We start from the raw sequence: 17,186 nt of genomic DNA on the forward strand, positions 1-17,186 counted from the left end.
CGACCGCGCCAAGTCCCGCTCGGAGGAGCGGCGGCGATCTCGTCGACGATTTCCTCGATGAGACACAAATTTCCGAGACTCTAGGCAGTAACGTGATCCCTAGTTCGGTAACAATGCCGACGCCGTCAGTGGCCACCTCGCGACTGATCGCCAAGATGATCCTTGTGCGGAGTACCCGTAAAACGATGGCAGCGCAGAGCAGCAACGCTGTCGCGCGGGCCATGAGAGGGGAACTTGCCTTGAGGCACTCACGGTCCAACTTCTCAGCGACGGCCTCGGCCGTCATGATCTCCAACGAAGCATGCTTCGTAGCGCTGCTCGCTATAGCCCCCATCGACCCTCCGTCTCGCCATGGACAACTGCACCGATAAGGAACATCAATGAAACGACGACTTACAACTCAGGACCTTACGTGGTTTCTTGATATCAACGGTCAAGGTCGACTTGATTTGGATCCTTCATACCAACGCAAGAGCGTCTGGACTCGGTCAGACAGGCAATATTTTCTCGATACCATCTTCAATAATTATCCAAGTCCTGCAATATTTTTGCATAAGGATATCGACGATAATGGTAATGCAACATATCACGTGATTGACGGCAAGCAGCGGTTGGAAACCGTTCTCATGTTTGTGGCGAATGCCCTACCAATCAAGGATACAATCGGGGATACGCGACTTGCCAACAAGAAGTGGCGTGATTTAGAGGGTGAGGCCGATTTGCGCCGCACATTTTGGGACTACGAATTTACTGTGGAAATGCTTGACTCGATCGAGCCGGCGGTCGTGAATGAGGTTTTTGGTCGCCTAAACCAGAACTCCCGAAAACTGCTACCGCAAGAAATCCGCCACTCGCGCTATAGCGGCTGGTTCGTGTCCTTTGCGGAGTCAGAGGCTGAGCGCCCAGTCTGGCGTCGCCTAAAGGTCTCTACCACGGGACGCTCGCGCCGCATGCAGGACGTGCAATTTATCTCGGAACTGATGATTGTACTAATTACCAGGGATACTATCGGATTTGATCAAGACGTCATCAATAATTTCTACGCCGATTACGACGATCAAGACAATGCCCCCGCTGGATTTTCCGCCGACGAGTTCAGTGTCAACTTTAATGAACTGGCGGAATACATTGGGAGGCTTGATGAGGTAGCCGAAACAGTATCTACTCATGCAAGTTCGTTTGCGAGTCTTTATACGTTGTGGTCTTGGCTCGTTCTTACGCAGCTACGTCCCGAGCCGGACTTACTTGCAAGCGCATATGCGGAGTTCATGACCAGCGTTGATCGGGCGGAGGAGCCTGTCACCGAGCTAGCGGATGAACTTACAGTCTTCCAAAGATATGCAAGTGCCGCCCGCGGCGCCACCACAGATTATAAGCAGCGCGTTGCTCGTCTCGCTGCTCTGTCCGAGTTCCTAAATCCGAAATTTAGTGCATGAAGATCGTTCAGTCCTTGCGTAAAAGCTTTGACGATCAGCTCGAGCTACAGCAGTTAGTCGAAGCCAGGGCTAAAACCATAATCGAGGCCGTTATACCCGCAACTTGGCATTACGAGGGACGCATAAAGCTGTTAGAAAGTTTTGCACTTAAGGTTGAAACAGGTAAGTTTGATCCTCTTGACCTTCCCGACTTTTTCGCGTGTACAATAGTTGTTCCGACCATGGCCGACTTAGCGGGTGCTGAGAAAAAAGTGGAGGGACTCTTTGAAAAAGTTAGTAGGAAGCCGCTGACCGATAAAGAAGCCCTGTCTGATGCTTTTAGCTTCCCTTTTGATCATACGCGATTGTACTGTCGCATACGAGTCGCACCCGGCATGGAGACCGCGCCGATAAATGCGGTACAGTTTGAAGTGCAAATAAAGACTTACCTCCAACACGCGTGGTCTATCGCGACCCATGATTTGACCTACAAAAGTAATACTGTCAGTTGGGGCACGCAGCGAGTGGCCGCGCAAGTCCGAGCGACGCTTGAGGCGGCCGAGGTGTCGATTGTCGAGGCGGTTAAACTGACGGAGACTGGAAATCGGTTTTTGGCGCGGGAGGATCCTCTCACCATAGAACTTTCGGAGATCATAAAGGTACTCAGTCGCGAGTTCAGCGAACAGGAGCTTCCGGAAGATATGAGGCGACTTGCCCAAACGCTGCACACGCTTTTGGGCTCATGCAAAGTCCAAATATCAGCTCTCGCCCCTCTGTTGAAACGTGGTCGCGAGGCCCGTGGCTCACATCCTCTTGATCTTTCTCCGTATGCGACGGTTCTTCAGTATTTGATTGACACGAAAGCTGCGGCCGTCAAGGTTGCCTTGAGAAAAGCGAAGGCGCCAGTTGTTCTTTTGCCGGTGGAAGTTATTTTACCGAGCGGCTTTGACGCCGCTGATATGCCTAATGCGCGATTAATCTGATAGTGGTCTGACCTGGAGAGTCGGTGATCTGACTCGCTCGCTTGCAGCTCAGTCGGATGTGCGATTGACCCTACTTGCGCGATTCGGCTGCAACCGGAGCGTCGCCGACCGGTAGTCTTCGGCCATGAGTTGGGCCACTGATACCGCGCTGCCTCAGCCTGAGCTCACAGTGGCTGCTTCGCGAACCGAAGCGGTCCTGGCCAGTCTCCGGCCGTGGTGGCGAGGACGCGTGGACAGAGCCGGCCTGGGCGCGGAGTGGTCCGAACTCGACGCAGCGCTCGATACTGTCGCTCCCGGGCAGCTGCCTCCAGATGAGAATCTGTCTGAAAGTCAGGACGCGTATGCGCTTGGGGTGACCTACGTCGAGTCGCTGGATGCACGAGAGCGCAGTATCCACGGCCGCCACTACACGCCGGAGGGCCTTGCCGCGCAGCTGTGGCTGATGGCTCGCAAAGCCCTGGGCTTCGGAATCGATCCGCGCCCGCTTCCTGGGCTCATCAGGGATCCCGCCTGCGGTGCTGGCGCGTTGCTCGTGCCGGTCCTCCGAGAGCACCTGAAGGCGACGGCGAATGCAGACCCGACGCTCGTGCTGGCGTCCCTTCCGCAGGTGGTGGAGGGTATTGACACGGATCCGTGGGCGGCATACATCGCGAGTGTGGTGCTAGCCGCGGAGATGCTGCCGACGCTCGCCCGCGTTGCACCAGCGCGACGTCGACCCCTGCCAGCGCTGGCACACGTCGGGGACGGTCTGGATCCGAAGCTCTCTTCAGCGACTGCATGGATCATGAATCCGCCATACGGCCGCCAGCGTCTGTCGACCGAGCAACGCGCCCTGTTCGCGGACAGTCTCTATGGTCACGCGAACTTGTACTCCCTCTTCCTCGCTGCTGCATCGCGGAACGTCGCTCCGAAGGGCGTGGTCGCGGCCCTTGTGCCCACGAGTTTCACATCGGGGCTCTACTTTCATCGGCTGCGTGACCAGATCAGTCACCGGACTCCGCTTCGCCGGGTCGCGTTCGTTCAAGAACGCACCGGCGTGTTCGGCGGCGTGCTGCAGGAGACTTGTCTCGCGGTGTTCTCGACCGCGAACTCACGGAGGGTCACGATTGAGCGGATCACGGGCGGGAAGGTGTCATCAGTGGCGTCGGTGCCATCACCGCGCTCGTCAAGTCCGTGGCTGCTTCCGCGCGAAGCGTCCGACGCCGCCCTGGCGGCCGCTGCTAGCTCGCTGCCGCTGACGTTGAAAGCAGCAGGATGGCACGCGTCGACGGGGCCTCTTGTATGGAACCGGCGGCGGACGGAGCTTCATGCGCGTAAGGCCTCCGGGCGTGTCTTCGTCCTGTGGGCGGCAGACATGGACGGTGGTCGTGTGCACCGCGACGGCTCGCGTGACTCGCTGCGCTTCCTCGACATGCGCGATGACAACGATCGGCGTGTGAACACTCTCACTACACCGGCGGTGTTGGTGCAGCGCACGACCGCGCCGGAGCAGCCCCGTCGTCTGCTGGTCGCGGAGCTGACTCAGGCGAAGCTGGATGAGCTCGGCGGCGCAATCGTCGTCGAGAACCACGTAAATGTGCTCCGCCCATCCAGGAGTGACCCGCTGCTGTCGCAGTCGACGCTTACGCGTGTGCTCAATAGTCCAACCTTCGACCGGCTAATGCGCTGCATCTCCGGTTCTGTGGCCGTCAGCTCCTACGAGTTGGGTTCTCTGCCCCTACCCGCCGCCGACACCCTCATCTCATGGGACGCACTCGACGGGGATGCCTTAGATCAGGCAATCGCAAAGGCCTACCGGCCGGCTGGAGTTTCGTGAGCCCGTTTCTGCCCGTCGTACCGGTCGAGCTGTGCGCTGACCGCTTGCAACGTATCTTCCCTCGAGAAGGATTCGACACCGTCTTCAGCAGCCCACTCGCGGCCGCCGCCGTCGCCGCGATGATCTATCTCGGCGCCGTCCACGACCCTGATGCCGACACCCAACGGTGGATGCGACCTTCGATGGTGATGTGGCTGAACGACGCGGCCCTCGAACACGGCTCGGACGAGCAACGGGATGCCTGGTATGAGGCCGCGCTGGGTGGAAAGAAGCGTGTCGAAACGTTGTTCTCGACCTGGGGCGTCGACGGGAACCCGCGTTACGCGGACAACACCCGTGAGACGCTGCGCGACGAAACTCTTCCCAAGTGGCGTGAGAACGGTGCTGTCCTCACCCGCGGTGGCCTTCCCACATCCAGTTCTCTCCCGAGGTGGGCGTTGGAGAGCGCCTTCGCGGATCTCTTCGACCCGGACCTCGAAGGCGAGGCGCTCGAGACGCAGATTGATTACTGGGTCGCCACGCACCTCAGCGCCACGGGGCGTCTCCGGGCAATGGGAGCTCGGCGCCGCTCGAGCACCATCGACGCCGTCTACGTCAACCTGCCTACTGGCGACACCCGTCAGCTCGAACCAGGCCTCGCCTCCGAGATCCTCAAGGGTGTCGTGGAGCAATGGGCGAGGAACAAGCTCCGCGCACCCCTCGTTCTCACCATTTCCGAGCCCGGTGACAAGATCTACCTCGCCGACAGGCGCTCGCTCCAAACCATCGGCATCGACATCGACCCCGGAAAGCTTCTACCTGACGCGCTCCTCGTTGACACGGAGGCCGAACCGCTTCAGTTCTGGGTCATCGAGGCGGTCGCGACAGATGGGCCCATCGACGAGCCCCGAAAGCAGCTGCTCCTCGATTGGGCTGATCAGCAAGGCATCCCACCAAACCAGTGCCATTTCCTCACCGCGTTCGAGTCTCGGCACCACCCAGCCGCTCGTCGTCGGCTCAAGGACCTTGCTAACGACACCTACGCCTGGTTCCTCGATGACCCTGGTAGCGAACTGGTGTGGCGCACCATTGAACAACCGCCTACCCCGGCGCACCTGGCGGCCCTCACCCTGATCTCCCGCCCGCCGGTCTAGGACCAGACTGGGCAGCCATCGTCGTCGACAACAGGGGGACGCACATGAGGGCTCGAGTGGCGGCCGACACCGTCTGATACGTGTTCCGCACCGACTGCCAAGACGAGAAGTGGGCTTACATCGGTCAGAGCATGCGCATGGATCCGGAGAACATGCGCATCTATTTCGGCAACGGATTCAATTTCCAGCAGGCTGTCGCAGACCGTGTAACCACCGGTTTGCAGAAAACCGTCCTTGCCGCCGCTTCGACACATCTAGAGCTGCCCTCCGTCGAGATGCTGCACATCGCTCGGGCCCGTGCAAAGGGAATCGCGTTGCTGAACGGAGATATCGGGGGCCCGACCGTTTCCCGTCCTCCAACGCCACTTGTTGTTACGGCTCCCGGAAGCGATGACGGCCCGGACCGACCCGAGAGCGTTCTACAAGTTCCTCAAACGCAACCGCGCGCTGGTCGAGCAAGCGATCCTGGACGCCTCCGCGGTCACGACCGACGCCTTCTACACATGGAGCGCGATCTCTTGGATGTGGAGGACCTGTCGCATGCCTGTCCCTCGTGCGGTTCCCCGCCCGGTGAGGTTTGCAGGACCAACGCACACTCGGCCGCGAAGCCGCACAACCCGTCGCGTAACCACCGGGCACGACCTCGAGCGAGGAACTGACTCGTCGGGTACGGGGTTGACTACCCCGCCCCGACCTCCCGGCGGATCGCCGCCGCGAACCGGTCGATGTCGTCCTCGGTGGTGTCGAAGGAGCACATCCAGCGCACCTCGCGGCGGGCCGGGTCCCAGTCGTAGAAGCGGAACTCGCTGCGGAGGCGGTCCGCGACGCCCTCGGGGAGGATCGCGAACAGGCCGTTGGCCTGGGTCTCCTGCGTGAACTCGACGCCCTCCACGCCGTCGAGCGCGGCCCGGAGGCGCGCGGCCATGCCGTTCGCGTGGCGCGCGGAGCGGAGGTAGAGCGGCACGCCGTCGACCTCGGATCCGAGGAGCGCGAGCAGCTGCGCGCTTACGAACCGCATCTTCGAGGCGAGCTGCATGTTGAGCTTGCGGAGGTAGGTCAGCCCCTCGGAGGCCTCGGGGTCGAGGACGACGATCGCCTCGCCGTAGAGCAGGCCGTTCTTGGTGCCGCCGAAGCTCACGACGTCGACGCCCGCGTCCGACGTGAAGGCGCGGAACGGCGCGTCCAGCGTGGCCGCCGCGTTCGAGAGGCGGGCGCCGTCCATGTGCAGGCGCATGCCGCGCGCGTGCGCGTGGTCGGCGATCGCCCGCACTTCGGCCGGCGTGTAGACGGTGCCGAGCTCCGTGGTCTGCGTGATGCTCACGGCGAGCGGCTGCGCGCGGTGCTCGTCGCCCCAGCCCCACGCCTCGCGGTCGATGAGCTCGGGCGTGAGCTTGCCGTCGTCGGTCGGCACCTGGAGCAGCTTGATGCCGCCGACGCGCTCGGGGGCGCCCCCCTCGTCCGTGTTGATGTGCGCGGTGGTCGCGCAGATCACCGCGCCCCAGCGCGGCAGCATCGAGAGGAGCCCGGTGACGTTCGCGCCCGTGCCGTTGAACACGGGGTACGCCTCGGCGCCGCGGCCGAAGTGCTCGCCCACGACCTCCTGGAGCCGTGCCGTGTAGGCATCTCCGCCGTACGCGACCTGGTGCCCGCCGTTCGCGGCCGCGATCGCCTCGAGCACCTCGGGGTGGATCCCGGAGTAGTTGTCGGAGGCGAACCCGCGAGCGGCGGTGTCGTGGAGGCGGAGGGGGGAGGCGGGGGATGCGGCGTCGGCGTCGGTCACGGTCCCATCCTCGCCTACCGGCCGTCGCGCCCGTGCCCGTGCCCCTACGCCGGGAACCCGTGCAGCGCCACGTGCTGGAGCAGGATCACCGTCTTGCCGTCCGCGATGCGGCCGTCGGCGACCATCGCGAGGGCTTCGTCGAGCGACACCTCGATGCGCTCGATGTCCTCGCCCTCCTCGGCGACGCCGCCGCCCGCGCCCTCGACATCGGCCGGCGTGTACGACGCGAGGTAGTGGTGTACGCGCTCGGTCACGGATCCGGGGCTCATGAAGAGGTCGAACAGGTGCGTGAGCGCGACGACCTCCACGCCGAGCTCCTCGCGGGCCTCGCGGCGGATCGCATCCTCCGGGGAGTCCGCGTCGAGGAGGCCGGCCGCCGCCTCGACGAGCATGCCGTCGGGGTGGCCGTTGACGTAGGCGGGGAAGCGGAACTGGCGGGTGAGCAGGATCCGGTGCGTGTCCGCGGCGTAGAGGAGCACGGTCGCGCCGTCTCCGCGGTCGTAGGTCTCGCGCTGCTGCTCCTGCCAGGATCCGTCGCGCAGCCGCAGGTCGAGCGTGGTGCGGCGGAGCACGTGCCAGCCGTCGGAGGTGACCTCGACGCGCTTCACGACGACGTCGGGGTTGCGGTCGAGGTCCGTCCCGCGGAGGTGGAGGCCGGTGCGGCCCCTCGAGTCGGGCACGGTCTCACCGGGGCGCGTCATGGGGCCATCCTCGCGGGGCGCCCGCCGGCCGCGCGTCCGTCCGAGGGCGGATCCGCGCGGCGGACGGCGGTGATCAGGCGCGGCCCTGCAGGATCAGGTTCCAGTAGACCCAGGGGAGCACGTACCGGTCGGCGAGGAACGTGATGCGGCGCTCCTTCGCGAGGCCCGTCCAGCCCGGGATGGTGGGCTTCGGACGGTACCGGTCGTCGAACTCCGCGAACACCACGGTCGAGCGCGAGACCACGAAGGGACACACCGAGTACCCGTTGTAGACCTGCGGCAGCGGCTTGCCCTGGAGAGCGGCGACGAGGTTCTTCGCGACCGTGGTGGTCTGCTGGCGGAGCGCGCCGCCGGACTTCGAGTTGGTGGTGGCCGCCGCGTCGCCGAGCGCCCACACGTCGGGGAAGCGCGGGTGGCGGAGGGTGAGCGGATCCACCTCGACGAAGCCGCCCGCGTCGCCGGGCGCCGCGAGGCCGGTGCCCGCGAGCCAGTCGGGCGCGGACTGCGGCGGCACCGCGTGCAGCACGTCGTAGGCGATGGTCTCGCGCTCGGCGACGCCGTCGTCGTCGGCGCGAGCGGCGTGGTCCGGCCCGAGGAGCGCGCGGGCACGGGCGTCGCCGGCGATCTCCACGGTGCGGGCGACCGGATCCACGCCCACGAGCTCGCGCCCGTACCGCACCTCGATGCCGTACTCGCGGACCTTGCGCTCGAGCTCCGCGTCGATGAGCGGCATGCCGAACAGGGTCGGCGTGGGCACCACGAGCACCACGCGGATGTCGTCGAGCACGCCGATCGCGCGCCAGTGGTCGCACGCGAGGTACATGGGCTTCTGCGACGCGCCCGAGCAGGTCCCCGGGCCGCCGGGCTGCGTGAAGACGACCGTGCCGGAGCGCACGTCGCGCAGCACGCGCGAGGCCTTCGCGGCGTAGCGGTGCTCGTAGTTGGAGATGCCGACGGGCGACGCCATCGCCTCCGCGAGGCCGGGGACGCGATCCCAGTCCTTCTGGATGCCGGGGCACACGATGAGCTGGCCGTAGGAGACGCGGCGGCCCGACTCGAGCGCGACCGTCTTCGCCGCCGGGTCGATGCCGGCGACGCGGTCCTGGATCCACGTGACGCCCTTCGGCGTGACGGAGCCCTGCGGCCGGGTGGCCCGCGACGCCCGCGCGGTGCCGCCCGCCACGTGCGAGAACATCGGCTGGTAGTAGTGCGTGTCGCGCGGCTCGATGACCGCCACGTCGTCGACGCCGTACCGCCGGAGCCGTCCCGCGACCGAGAGCCCGGCGTTCCCCCCGCCGATGACGAGGACGTCGTGGTGCGGGGTCGTGCCGGAGGCATCGGTCATGGGCTCAACCTAGGCCTGCCCGGCGACATCGGGGCCGGCGGCCGAGGACCGGTCCGCCACGCATCCCGCCGCGCCTCCCGGTCCTGGCCGGAAAGCGCACGCCGGATGCCGCCAGGTGGCCGCGCAGCGAACGGCGGTGCCTCGCGCCTGAGGGAACGCTGGACGTCCGGGACGGGCCGGGGGCCCTGCCCGTCTCCTTGACGTGCCGGTCATCGAGCCGGCACCGCGACCCGCATCCGGGACCGCGCCACCGAGCACCAGGAGCACCACATGACCGACGTCACCCCCGCCACCGCCTCCAGCCGCGCCGCCGCGAAGCACACGCCCGCCGACTCCGCCTCCGGCAAGAACACGATCGCCGACGGCGTGATCGAGAAGGTCGCCGGCATCGCGGCCCGCCAGGTCCCCGGCGTCCACGACCTCGGCAACGGCGCCGCGCGTGCCGTCGGCGCGATCCGCAACGTCATCGGCCAGCAGGACCGCGGCCAGGGCATCTCCGTCGAGGTCGGCGAGAAGCAGGTCGCCGCGGACATCGTCGTCGTCGCCGAGTACCCCGTCGCGCTGCAGGACCTCGCCGACCGGATCCGCGAGTCCGTCACCGACGCGATCTCGCAGGTCGTCGGCATGGACGTGACCGAGGTCAACGTCACGGTCTCCGACGTGCACATCCCGTCGGACGACAAGGACGACGACGACCAGAAGAGCCGCGTCCAGTAGCAGCGCCCGCGCGGACGGGACCGGGCACGACCCGGTCCCGTCGCCGTGCGCGGGGCATCCGTCCCGCGCGACCCGACCCACCCGCATCCGCACGACCCGCATCCGCACCACTGAGGACACGAACCGATGAGCACGTCGACCACCACCGCGAAGGCCCCCCCGCGACACCCCGGCCCAGGGCCGCGGGCAGAAGGCGGCATCCGCCGGGGACCGCCCGTCCGTCGCCGCACGCTGGGGCGCCGAGGCGTTCGGCACGTTCCTCCTCGTGTTCGGCGGCGTCGGCACCGCGCTCTACGCGTCCGCGTTCCCGGACGACGGCAACGCCACGGGCGTCGGGTTCCTCGGCGTCGCGCTCGCGTTCGGCCTCACGGTCATGGCGGGCGTCGCCGCGGTCGGCGGCATCTCCGGCGGCCACTTCAACCCCGCCGTCAGCGTCGGCCTCGCGTTCGCGGGCCGCATCGGCTGGCGCGAGGTGCCCGGCTACGTCGTCGCCCAGCTCGTCGGCGGGATCCTCGCGTCCAGCGCCCTCGCGCTCATCGCGTCGGACGGCCCCGCCGGCTACCTCGCGTCGAAGCAGGACGCGGGCTTCGCGTCGAACGGCTTCGGCGACGCATCGCCCGGCGGCTTCGGCCTCGGCGCGGTGCTGCTCGTCGAGGTGATCCTCACCGCCGTCTTCGTGACCGTGATCCTCGCCGTCACCGGCCAGAAGGCGTACGCGGCCGTCGCGCCCATCGTCATCGGGCTGACGCTCACCCTGATCCACCTCATCAGCATCCCGGTCAGCAACACGTCCGTGAACCCGGCCCGCTCCATCGCGGCCGCGATCTACGGCGGGCCCGTCGCGCTCGGCCAGGTGTGGGCGTTCATCGTCGCGCCCCTGCTGGGCGCCGCGATCGCCGGGCTCGCGCACCGCGCGCTGACCCGCGCCGCCGACGTCCCGGCCTGATCCGCTCGCGCGCTCCCGCCGCGCGCACCCCGCGCACCCCACCGATCCGCATCCGCACCACCGAAGGAGCACCGCCGTGAACGACGCCGCACCCGCCATCCGTCCCATCGACCTGACCGGCATCGACGCCGCGCACCCGGAGGGGGAGACGGCCGCGCAGCGCATCGGCGTCGCCGCGGCCGAGACCGCCGCGGGCGTCACGGGCGTGCACCACCTCGGCGGCACGGCCGCGCGGGCGCTCGACGCGGCGTCGCGGGCGATCCGCGGCACGAGCACCGGCCCCGGCGTCACGGTCTCCGAGGAGGTCGGCGGGACGGTGATCGACATCGACCTCGTGGTCGAGTACCCGACGCCCGTGCAGGACGTCGTCGACGAGACGCGCGAGCAGGTGGCGCGCGCCGCCCGGCAGATCGCCTCCGGCGACGTGCGGGTCAACATCCGCGTGACCGACGTGCACGGCCCGTTCGACGACGAGCAGTCGCCCGCGGGAGCCGCGCTGGAGAGGGCGAAGGACGCCGGTTCCGACGCGCTGGACAAGGCCAAGGCGGCCGGATCCGAGGGGCTCGAGAAGGCGAAGGCCGCCGGATCCGTGGCCGCCGACCGCGCCCGCGATGCCGGCGACCGGATCCAGGACGCCTCCGCCGACGCCGCCTCCCGGGCCCAGGACGCCGGATCGCGCGCCGCCGACGCCGCGAAGGAGATCGGCTCCGAGGTGGCCGACCGCGCGAAGGCCGCGGGCGCCGTGCTCGCCGACTCCGCGAAGGCGGACGTCGAGGAGACGCAGGAGGCGGCCCAGGAGCGCCACGCCGCCGACGCCGACTTCGACACCTACGCGGAGCAGGCCGGATCCGCGCCCGAGGTCACCGTGATCGTGGAGGGGGACGGCGATGGCGCCACGCGCGTCGAGGTCGACGGCCCCGCGACGGTCGAGGTGCAGGGTGACCGCGTCGAGGTCGACGGCACGGCGACGACTCGCGATACCGCCGCTGACGACAGCCACGCCTAGCGCGCGGTCGGTCCGGGGGCGTGCTCGGACCGCGCGGATCCGCGGCGTCAGTCGAAGCGCGCGCCGCCCGGCCGCGACCGCCCCGCGGTCATGATCACGTAGACGATCTGCCCGAGGAACGGGATGAAGTTGATGAACGTCCACGTGCCGCTGCGGTCGACATCGTGCAGCCGCCGCCACGAGACCGCGAACGACGGGATGAAGACCGCCAGCTGGAGCACCGCGAGGACGGCGCTCCACGGGTCCGTGATGGTCAGCTCGTCGAGGAGCCCGAGGCCCCCGAGCGGTTCGCGGCGGTCGGCGTTCAGGCTGCTCAGGGTCTGGAGGGCGGACGTGCCGACGACGCTCGTGAGGATCCACCACCAGAACTCGCTCCGGCTGGCGCGCCCGCGGAAGGTCGCGTACTTGAGGAAGAACCTCCGCATCGCCTCCTGCCAGGACGCGCCGTACAGCGGCAGCTCGAGGGATGTGCGGGCTCCGGGCGGCGTCGCGTCGGTCATGCGTGGACCGTACGCGGGCCCGGCCGCATCCTCGGGGGAGCGGATGCGGCCGGGCGGGCGAGGGGCGGGGTCGGATCACACCGCCATGAGCCCCAGCACCGCGAGCGCCCCGAAGGCGACGCCCCAGACGGCGATCGCGATCGTCTCCCAGATCAGCACCGCGCGCGGGCGGGCGCCGAAGGAGACCATCGCGGCCGACGTGAAGTGCGTCGGCACCAGGAGCGGGCCGAGGAGGCTGACGCCCGGCACGCCGTAGCGGTCGAACGTGCGGCGGATCTTCGCGCGCCGGGGCGTCTCCTCCTTCGCGCTGTCGCGCGTGAGCCGGTCGCGGGTCCGCGAGGCGACCAGCACGATCAGCGCGACGATCGCGACGTTGCCCACGACGGCTGCGAGCACCGCGACCGCGACGTGCTGGCCGCTGATCACGCCCACCACGGCCGCGAACTCGACCTCGAGGAACGGGATCATCGCGGTGACCATGACCCCGAACCACCGGAGCAGCTCCGGCAGGCCGTCCGTGAAGTCCTGCAGCGCGTCGATCATCCCTTCAGCGCCTCTCGCAGCTTCACGCGGGATCCGGTGCGGAGCAGCGAGTTGCTGTAGATCCGGGATCCGAGGGCCACCACCACGGCGGTCGTCGCGATGAGCACGGCGAGCGAGACGAGCGGCTCCCACCACTGGGCCTCGCCGAGGAACAGCCGCATCGGCATCCCGACCGGGGCCGAGAACGGGACGTACGACATGACCGTCATCACCACGGGGTTGTCGTTGAAGAAGATGACCGCGAAGTACGGGATCATCACGAGGTACGTGACCGGGGCCGTGACGGCGCCCACGTCCTCCTGGCGGGAGACGAGCGAGGCCGCGGCCGCGAAGAGCGACGCGAGCAGCACGAACCCGAACAGGAAGAACACGACGAACCAGATCACCGCGGGGCCCACGACCGCGAGCAGCGCGGTCTGCTCGGTCACGAGGAGGCCGACGCCCGACATCAGGGCGATGAGGGCGATCTGCGTGAACGCGAGGATGCTGTTGCCGAGCACCTTGCCCGCGAGCAGCGCCCGCACGGGGATGGTCGACATGAGCAGCTCGACCACGCGGGTCTGCTTCTCCTCGACGACGCTCTGGGCGATGATCTGCCCGAAGGTCAGCGCCGAGATGAAGAACACGACGCCGAACGCGATCGCCACGAGGTAGGCGATGGCGGGGTTCGTGGTCGGCTCGTCGAGGAGCTCGACGCGCGGGGTGTCGGTGAGCGCGCTCACGACGCCGTCGGGGGCGGAGGTGTCGCCGATCACCAGCACGGCGCCGTCGGCGTCGGCCTGCGTGTCGGGGACGACCGCGGCCTCCACGTCGCCGTCGCGCACCATCGCCCGCGCGTCCTCGACGCTGTCGGCGGGCACGCCCTCGAGCGACGGGGCGCCGGACACGGCCTGCTGGGCGGAACCGACGACGGCCACGCGCGTCGTCTCTCCGCTGCCGCCGGGACCGCCGTTCGCGGTGAGGAAGCCGCTCACGATGATGGAGGCGAGGATCCCGACGAGCAGGATCCCGGTGCTGATGAGGAACGACTTGCTGCGCAGGCGCATGCGCACCTCGCGGCCCGTCACGAGCATCGTGGACTGGGCGAACGTCGGGGCGGTGCCCCGTCGGGTGGCGGTGGTGGTGCTCACTGGACGACCTCCTGGAAGATCTCGCTGAGGGTGGGGCGGCGACGGGTGAAGCCCGTGACGGATCCGCGGGAGACGGCCTCGGCGAGCACGCGCTGGCGCGCCTCCTCGTCGGCCTCGAAGAGCACGTAGCCGCCGTCGAACTCGACGACCTCGACGCCGGGCACGTCGCGCACCCAGCCGCCGTCGCCCGCGATCTGCAGCTCCGTGAGGGGGCGGCTGTGCTGGTCGCGCAGCTCCTCGCGGTCGCCCGACGCGCGGATCCGGCCCTCGGCGATGACGACGACGTCGTCGCAGAGACGCTCGACGATGTCGAGCTGGTGCGAGGAGAAGAGCACGGGCACGCCCTGCGCGGCCCGCTCGGTGAGGACGCCGAGCACGGTCTCGACGGCGATCGGGTCGAGGCCGGAGAACGGCTCGTCGAGCACGAGCACCTCGGGGTCGTGCACGAGGCTCGCGGCGATCTGCGCCCGCTGCTGGTTGCCGAGCGACAGCGACTCGATGGGATCGTTGCGGCGCTCGCCGAGGCTGAGCCGCTCGAGCAGGCGCTCGGTGCTCGCGGTCGCGTCGGCGGCGCTCATGCCGTGCAGGCGGCCGAGGTAGACGATCTGCTCCTGCAGCTTCATCTTCGGGTAGAGGCCACGCTCCTCGGGCATGTAGCCGAAGGTGCGGCGGCTCGAGGTGCCGAGGTCGCTGCCGTTCAGCGAGACGGTGCCGGAGTCGGCGGTGAGCACGCCGAGCATGATCCGCATGGTGGTGGTCTTGCCGGCGCCGTTGCCGCCGACGAAGCCGGTCAGCCTCCCCGGCCGCACGGCGAAGGACACGTCGTCGAGGACGCGGCGGTCCCCGAACGATCGCGTGACGTTCTGGACTTCGAGCACGAATGGCCTCCTCGGTGGGCGTGGGTGATCCGTGCTGCTCACGCTAGGTGCGGGGGTGCGCGGGGGAGTCCGCCATGAGGGGGAACCCCGAGGGGGACGGGATGCGCGGGGGCGCGACCGCCCGCATCTGGGGCGTCACCGCGGGTGGTCCGGCGGGATCGCCGCTCCTAGGGTCGGAGCATGCGCATCGCCACCCTCGTCCAGGCCGTCGCCGACGGGGCCGGTGCCGCGGGGTTCGTGCTGTTCGCGCTGATCCTCACCGACATCGGCACCGCGCCGCTCGCCCTGAGCGGGCTCGCGTTGCTGACGCTGTCGCTCCTCGTGCGGGTGGCCGCGCTCATCCAGGCGCGCCGCGGGCTCGAGCGCCAGGCCACGCGTCGCGGGGCCTGGCGGTGGTGGATCCACGCGCTCTGGCTCGTGCAGGTCGTCGCCTTCGTCGCGGGCCTGGTGCTCGCGCACTCGTCCGTGGGCGCCGTCGCGACCGCGGCGATCGTCGGAGCGGTCGTGGGCGTCGCATCGGCCGCGCTCGCCGGGGGCGCCGCGCGCCGCGCCGGGCGCGGATCCGGCTTCGTGGACTCCGCCGCGGTCACCGTCTACGCATAGGCGCTCGCCGCCGGGCCCGCGACCCCCGGCCGCACCGCGAACAGCATCCCCGCGCGCGGGTGCCTGGCCGAGTCCTCGGGCGTGTAGCCCTCCTGCGAGGTCGTGATCACGAGCACGTCGCGATCCGGGCCGACGAACGCGCAGCTCGACACCTGGGGCGCATCCACCCGCACGGATCCCACGTGCTCGCCGCTCGGGGAGTAGCGCCGCACCTCGCTGCCGCCCCAGAGCGCGACCCAGAGGAAGCCCTCGTCGTCGACGCACATGCCGTCCGGGTGGCCGTCTGCGGGGGCGATCTCGACCACCACCCGCGGATCCGCCAGCCCGCCCTCGTCGGTGACGCGGAAGCGCCGCACCTGCTGCGTGGTCGTGTCGATGTAGAGCATCTCGGCGCCGTCGGCCGAGAACGCGGTGCCGTTGGAGATGGTGACGCCCTCGAGCACGGTCGTCGCGCGGCCGCGGTCGAGGAGGTAGAGGGCGCCGGCGCCGGGCGTCTTGTCGAAGGCCATCGATCCCGCCCAGAGCCGGCCGCGCGGATCCACCTCGCCGTCGTTCATGCGGCGCCGGATGCCGTCGGCCGGCAGCACGTCGGCCATCGGGATCAGCTCGCCCTCGGCCGTGAGGCGGACGAAGCCGTCGCGCGCGGCGAGCACGTGGCCGCCGTCCGCGTGTCGGACGACCGCGCCCACCGGCCCGCCGACCTGCGTCTCGTGGACCGGCCCGACCGCGAGCGTGACCGGATCGAACGTGGCCTCGCGCACGATGCCCACGTACTGGTCGGCCCAGAGGAGCGTGCCGCGCGCGGTGTCCCACAGCGGCGCCTCGGCGTGCTCCGCGCGGACGGTGTCGAGCGGCACGGCATCCCAGACGGCGACGCTCATCGCGCGCCGTCCCGCGGCCCGCGCTCCGGGGCGCCCGCGCCCTCGTACGCGCGCTGCGGCATCTGCGTCGCGAGCTTGCCGCCGCTGACGTCGACGAGCGTGCCCGTGATGTAGCCGGCGCGGTCGCTCGCGAGGAACACGAGGAGGTCGGCCACGTCGTCGGGTCGCTCCCACCGGCGGATGCTGAGGGTGTCGAGCAGGCGGTCCTGCGCGGGCTCCGGCATCTCGGCGAAGCCGTTCATGGCCGTCGGGATCATGCCGGGCGCGTACGCGTTGACGGTGATGCCCCACGGCCCGAGCTCGCTCGCGAGCACGCGCGTGAACTGCACGACCGCGGCCTTCGAGGCCCCGTACGCGGCCGCGCCGACGCTCGGGATGACGGCCGCGAACGACGCCGCGTTGATGATGCGCCCGCCTCCCGCCGCCTTCATGGCCGGGATGACGGCCTGCGAGAGCAGGAACACGCCGCCGACGTTCACGTCGAACGCGGCCTGGAAGCGCGCGGGCTCGAGCGTCTCGACCGACCCCTCGACGTTGATCCCGGCGTTGTTCACGAGGACGTCGACGCGCCCGGCCTCCTCGAGCACCTGCGCGACGGCGGCCTGCACGGACGCCTGGTCGGTGACGTCGGCGACGATCGCGGTGATCCCGTCCGGCAGCGCGTCGCGGAAGCGGAGGTCGAGCCCGAAGACCCGGCACCCCTCGGCCAGGAAGCGCTCGGCGATGGCGCGGCCGATGCCCTGCGCGGCACCGGAGACGACGACGACCCTGTCGTGGAGGTCGATGAGCATGCGTGTTCCCCACAGTCC

At 68.6% G+C, this 17,186-nt stretch carries 17 protein-coding genes; 8 read left to right on the forward strand and 9 right to left on the reverse strand.

Annotated features, from left to right (window positions below; all coding sequences use genetic code 11):
• Window positions 1–380 precede the first annotated feature (380 nt).
• The 4 genes from ITJ40_RS01455 (at window position 381) to ITJ40_RS01470 (ending at window position 5,347) form a co-directional block, all read left to right on the forward strand.
• Entirely contained in the window at window positions 381–1,436 is a 1,056-nt protein-coding gene (locus ITJ40_RS01455) for a DUF262 domain-containing protein (RefSeq protein WP_194665350.1), read from the forward strand.
• Entirely contained in the window at window positions 1,433–2,398 is a 966-nt protein-coding gene (locus ITJ40_RS01460; RefSeq protein WP_194665352.1) for a hypothetical protein, read from the forward strand. The genes ITJ40_RS01455 and ITJ40_RS01460 overlap by 4 nt, the downstream gene beginning before the upstream one ends.
• Window positions 2,399–2,750: 352 nt before the next feature.
• Window positions 2,751–4,214, forward strand: a complete 1,464-nt coding sequence (locus ITJ40_RS01465) for an Eco57I restriction-modification methylase domain-containing protein (protein WP_194665353.1) — start codon at window positions 2,751–2,753, stop codon at window positions 4,212–4,214.
• A complete protein-coding gene (locus ITJ40_RS01470; protein WP_370531961.1) occupies window positions 4,211–5,347 on the forward strand; it encodes a BsuBI/PstI family type II restriction endonuclease in 1,137 nt (378 codons plus the stop codon). The genes ITJ40_RS01465 and ITJ40_RS01470 overlap by 4 nt, the downstream gene beginning before the upstream one ends.
• 679 nt (window positions 5,348–6,026) lie before the next feature.
• On the opposite strand, the gene ITJ40_RS01475 is transcribed toward ITJ40_RS01470, so the two are convergent.
• From ITJ40_RS01475 to ITJ40_RS01485, 3 genes are all read right to left on the reverse strand, one after another.
• Window positions 6,027–7,127 (reverse strand): low specificity L-threonine aldolase, encoded by a 1,101-nt coding sequence (locus ITJ40_RS01475; RefSeq protein WP_194665356.1) that lies wholly within the window; start codon window positions 7,125–7,127, stop codon window positions 6,027–6,029.
• Window positions 7,128–7,171: 44 nt separating this feature from the next.
• A complete protein-coding gene (locus tag ITJ40_RS01480) occupies window positions 7,172–7,828 on the reverse strand; it encodes an NUDIX domain-containing protein (protein WP_194665358.1) in 657 nt (218 codons plus the stop codon).
• Window positions 7,829–7,901: 73 nt separating this feature from the next.
• Window positions 7,902–9,173 (reverse strand): NAD(P)/FAD-dependent oxidoreductase, encoded by a 1,272-nt coding sequence (locus tag ITJ40_RS01485; protein ID WP_194665359.1) that lies wholly within the window; start codon window positions 9,171–9,173, stop codon window positions 7,902–7,904.
• Between the two features lie 270 nt (window positions 9,174–9,443).
• Here ITJ40_RS01485 and ITJ40_RS01490 point away from each other — a divergent pair, with 270 nt between their 5' ends.
• The 3 genes from ITJ40_RS01490 (at window position 9,444) to ITJ40_RS01500 (ending at window position 11,842) form a co-directional block, all read left to right on the forward strand.
• Window positions 9,444–9,890 carry an Asp23/Gls24 family envelope stress response protein gene (locus tag ITJ40_RS01490; protein ID WP_194665361.1) on the forward strand — a complete coding sequence of 149 codons (447 nt, stop codon included), beginning with the start codon at window positions 9,444–9,446 and terminating at the stop codon, window positions 9,888–9,890.
• A 265-nt stretch (window positions 9,891–10,155) separates the two neighbouring features.
• Entirely contained in the window at window positions 10,156–10,836 is a 681-nt protein-coding gene (locus tag ITJ40_RS01495) for an aquaporin (RefSeq protein WP_370531962.1), read from the forward strand.
• Window positions 10,837–10,912: 76 nt separating this feature from the next.
• On the forward strand, window positions 10,913–11,842 hold the full coding sequence (locus ITJ40_RS01500) for an Asp23/Gls24 family envelope stress response protein (RefSeq protein ID WP_194665363.1): 930 nt from the start codon (window positions 10,913–10,915) through the stop codon (window positions 11,840–11,842).
• A gap of 47 nt (window positions 11,843–11,889) precedes the next feature.
• Here the strand turns inward: ITJ40_RS01500 and ITJ40_RS01505 are convergent, their stop codons facing one another.
• The 4 genes from ITJ40_RS01505 to ITJ40_RS01520 form a co-directional block, all read right to left on the reverse strand.
• The gene (locus tag ITJ40_RS01505) at window positions 11,890–12,342 is read right to left on the reverse strand and encodes a DUF805 domain-containing protein (protein WP_194665366.1); all 453 of its coding nucleotides are present in this window, start codon (window positions 12,340–12,342) and stop codon (window positions 11,890–11,892) included.
• Between the two features lie 75 nt (window positions 12,343–12,417).
• The gene (locus ITJ40_RS01510) at window positions 12,418–12,885 is read right to left on the reverse strand and encodes a hypothetical protein (protein WP_194665368.1); all 468 of its coding nucleotides are present in this window, start codon (window positions 12,883–12,885) and stop codon (window positions 12,418–12,420) included.
• A complete protein-coding gene (locus ITJ40_RS01515; RefSeq protein ID WP_194665369.1) occupies window positions 12,882–14,015 on the reverse strand; it encodes an ABC transporter permease in 1,134 nt (377 codons plus the stop codon). The genes ITJ40_RS01510 and ITJ40_RS01515 overlap by 4 nt, the downstream gene beginning before the upstream one ends.
• Complete coding sequence (locus ITJ40_RS01520; protein ID WP_194665371.1) at window positions 14,012–14,893, reverse strand: ATP-binding cassette domain-containing protein; 882 nt, start codon at window positions 14,891–14,893, stop codon at window positions 14,012–14,014. Before ITJ40_RS01520 ends, ITJ40_RS01515 begins: the two co-directional genes overlap by 4 nt.
• 180 nt (window positions 14,894–15,073) lie before the next feature.
• On the opposite strand from ITJ40_RS01520, the gene ITJ40_RS01525 reads away from it, so the two are divergent.
• Window positions 15,074–15,496 (forward strand): hypothetical protein, encoded by a 423-nt coding sequence (locus ITJ40_RS01525; protein ID WP_194665373.1) that lies wholly within the window; start codon window positions 15,074–15,076, stop codon window positions 15,494–15,496.
• On the opposite strand, the gene ITJ40_RS01530 is transcribed toward ITJ40_RS01525, so the two are convergent.
• Both ITJ40_RS01530 and ITJ40_RS01535 read right to left on the reverse strand, forming a co-directional pair.
• A complete protein-coding gene (locus ITJ40_RS01530) occupies window positions 15,487–16,377 on the reverse strand; it encodes an SMP-30/gluconolactonase/LRE family protein (protein WP_194665375.1) in 891 nt (296 codons plus the stop codon). The genes ITJ40_RS01525 and ITJ40_RS01530 overlap by 10 nt on opposite strands.
• Window positions 16,374–17,168, reverse strand: coding sequence for an SDR family NAD(P)-dependent oxidoreductase (locus ITJ40_RS01535; protein WP_194665377.1), 795 nt, complete (start codon window positions 17,166–17,168; stop codon window positions 16,374–16,376). The genes ITJ40_RS01530 and ITJ40_RS01535 overlap by 4 nt, the downstream gene beginning before the upstream one ends.
• Window positions 17,169–17,186 lie beyond the last annotated feature (18 nt).

Origin of the sequence: Clavibacter sp. VKM Ac-2872 (assembly GCF_015351105.1) — a bacterium.
Classification (GTDB): domain Bacteria; phylum Actinomycetota; class Actinomycetes; order Actinomycetales; family Microbacteriaceae; genus Clavibacter.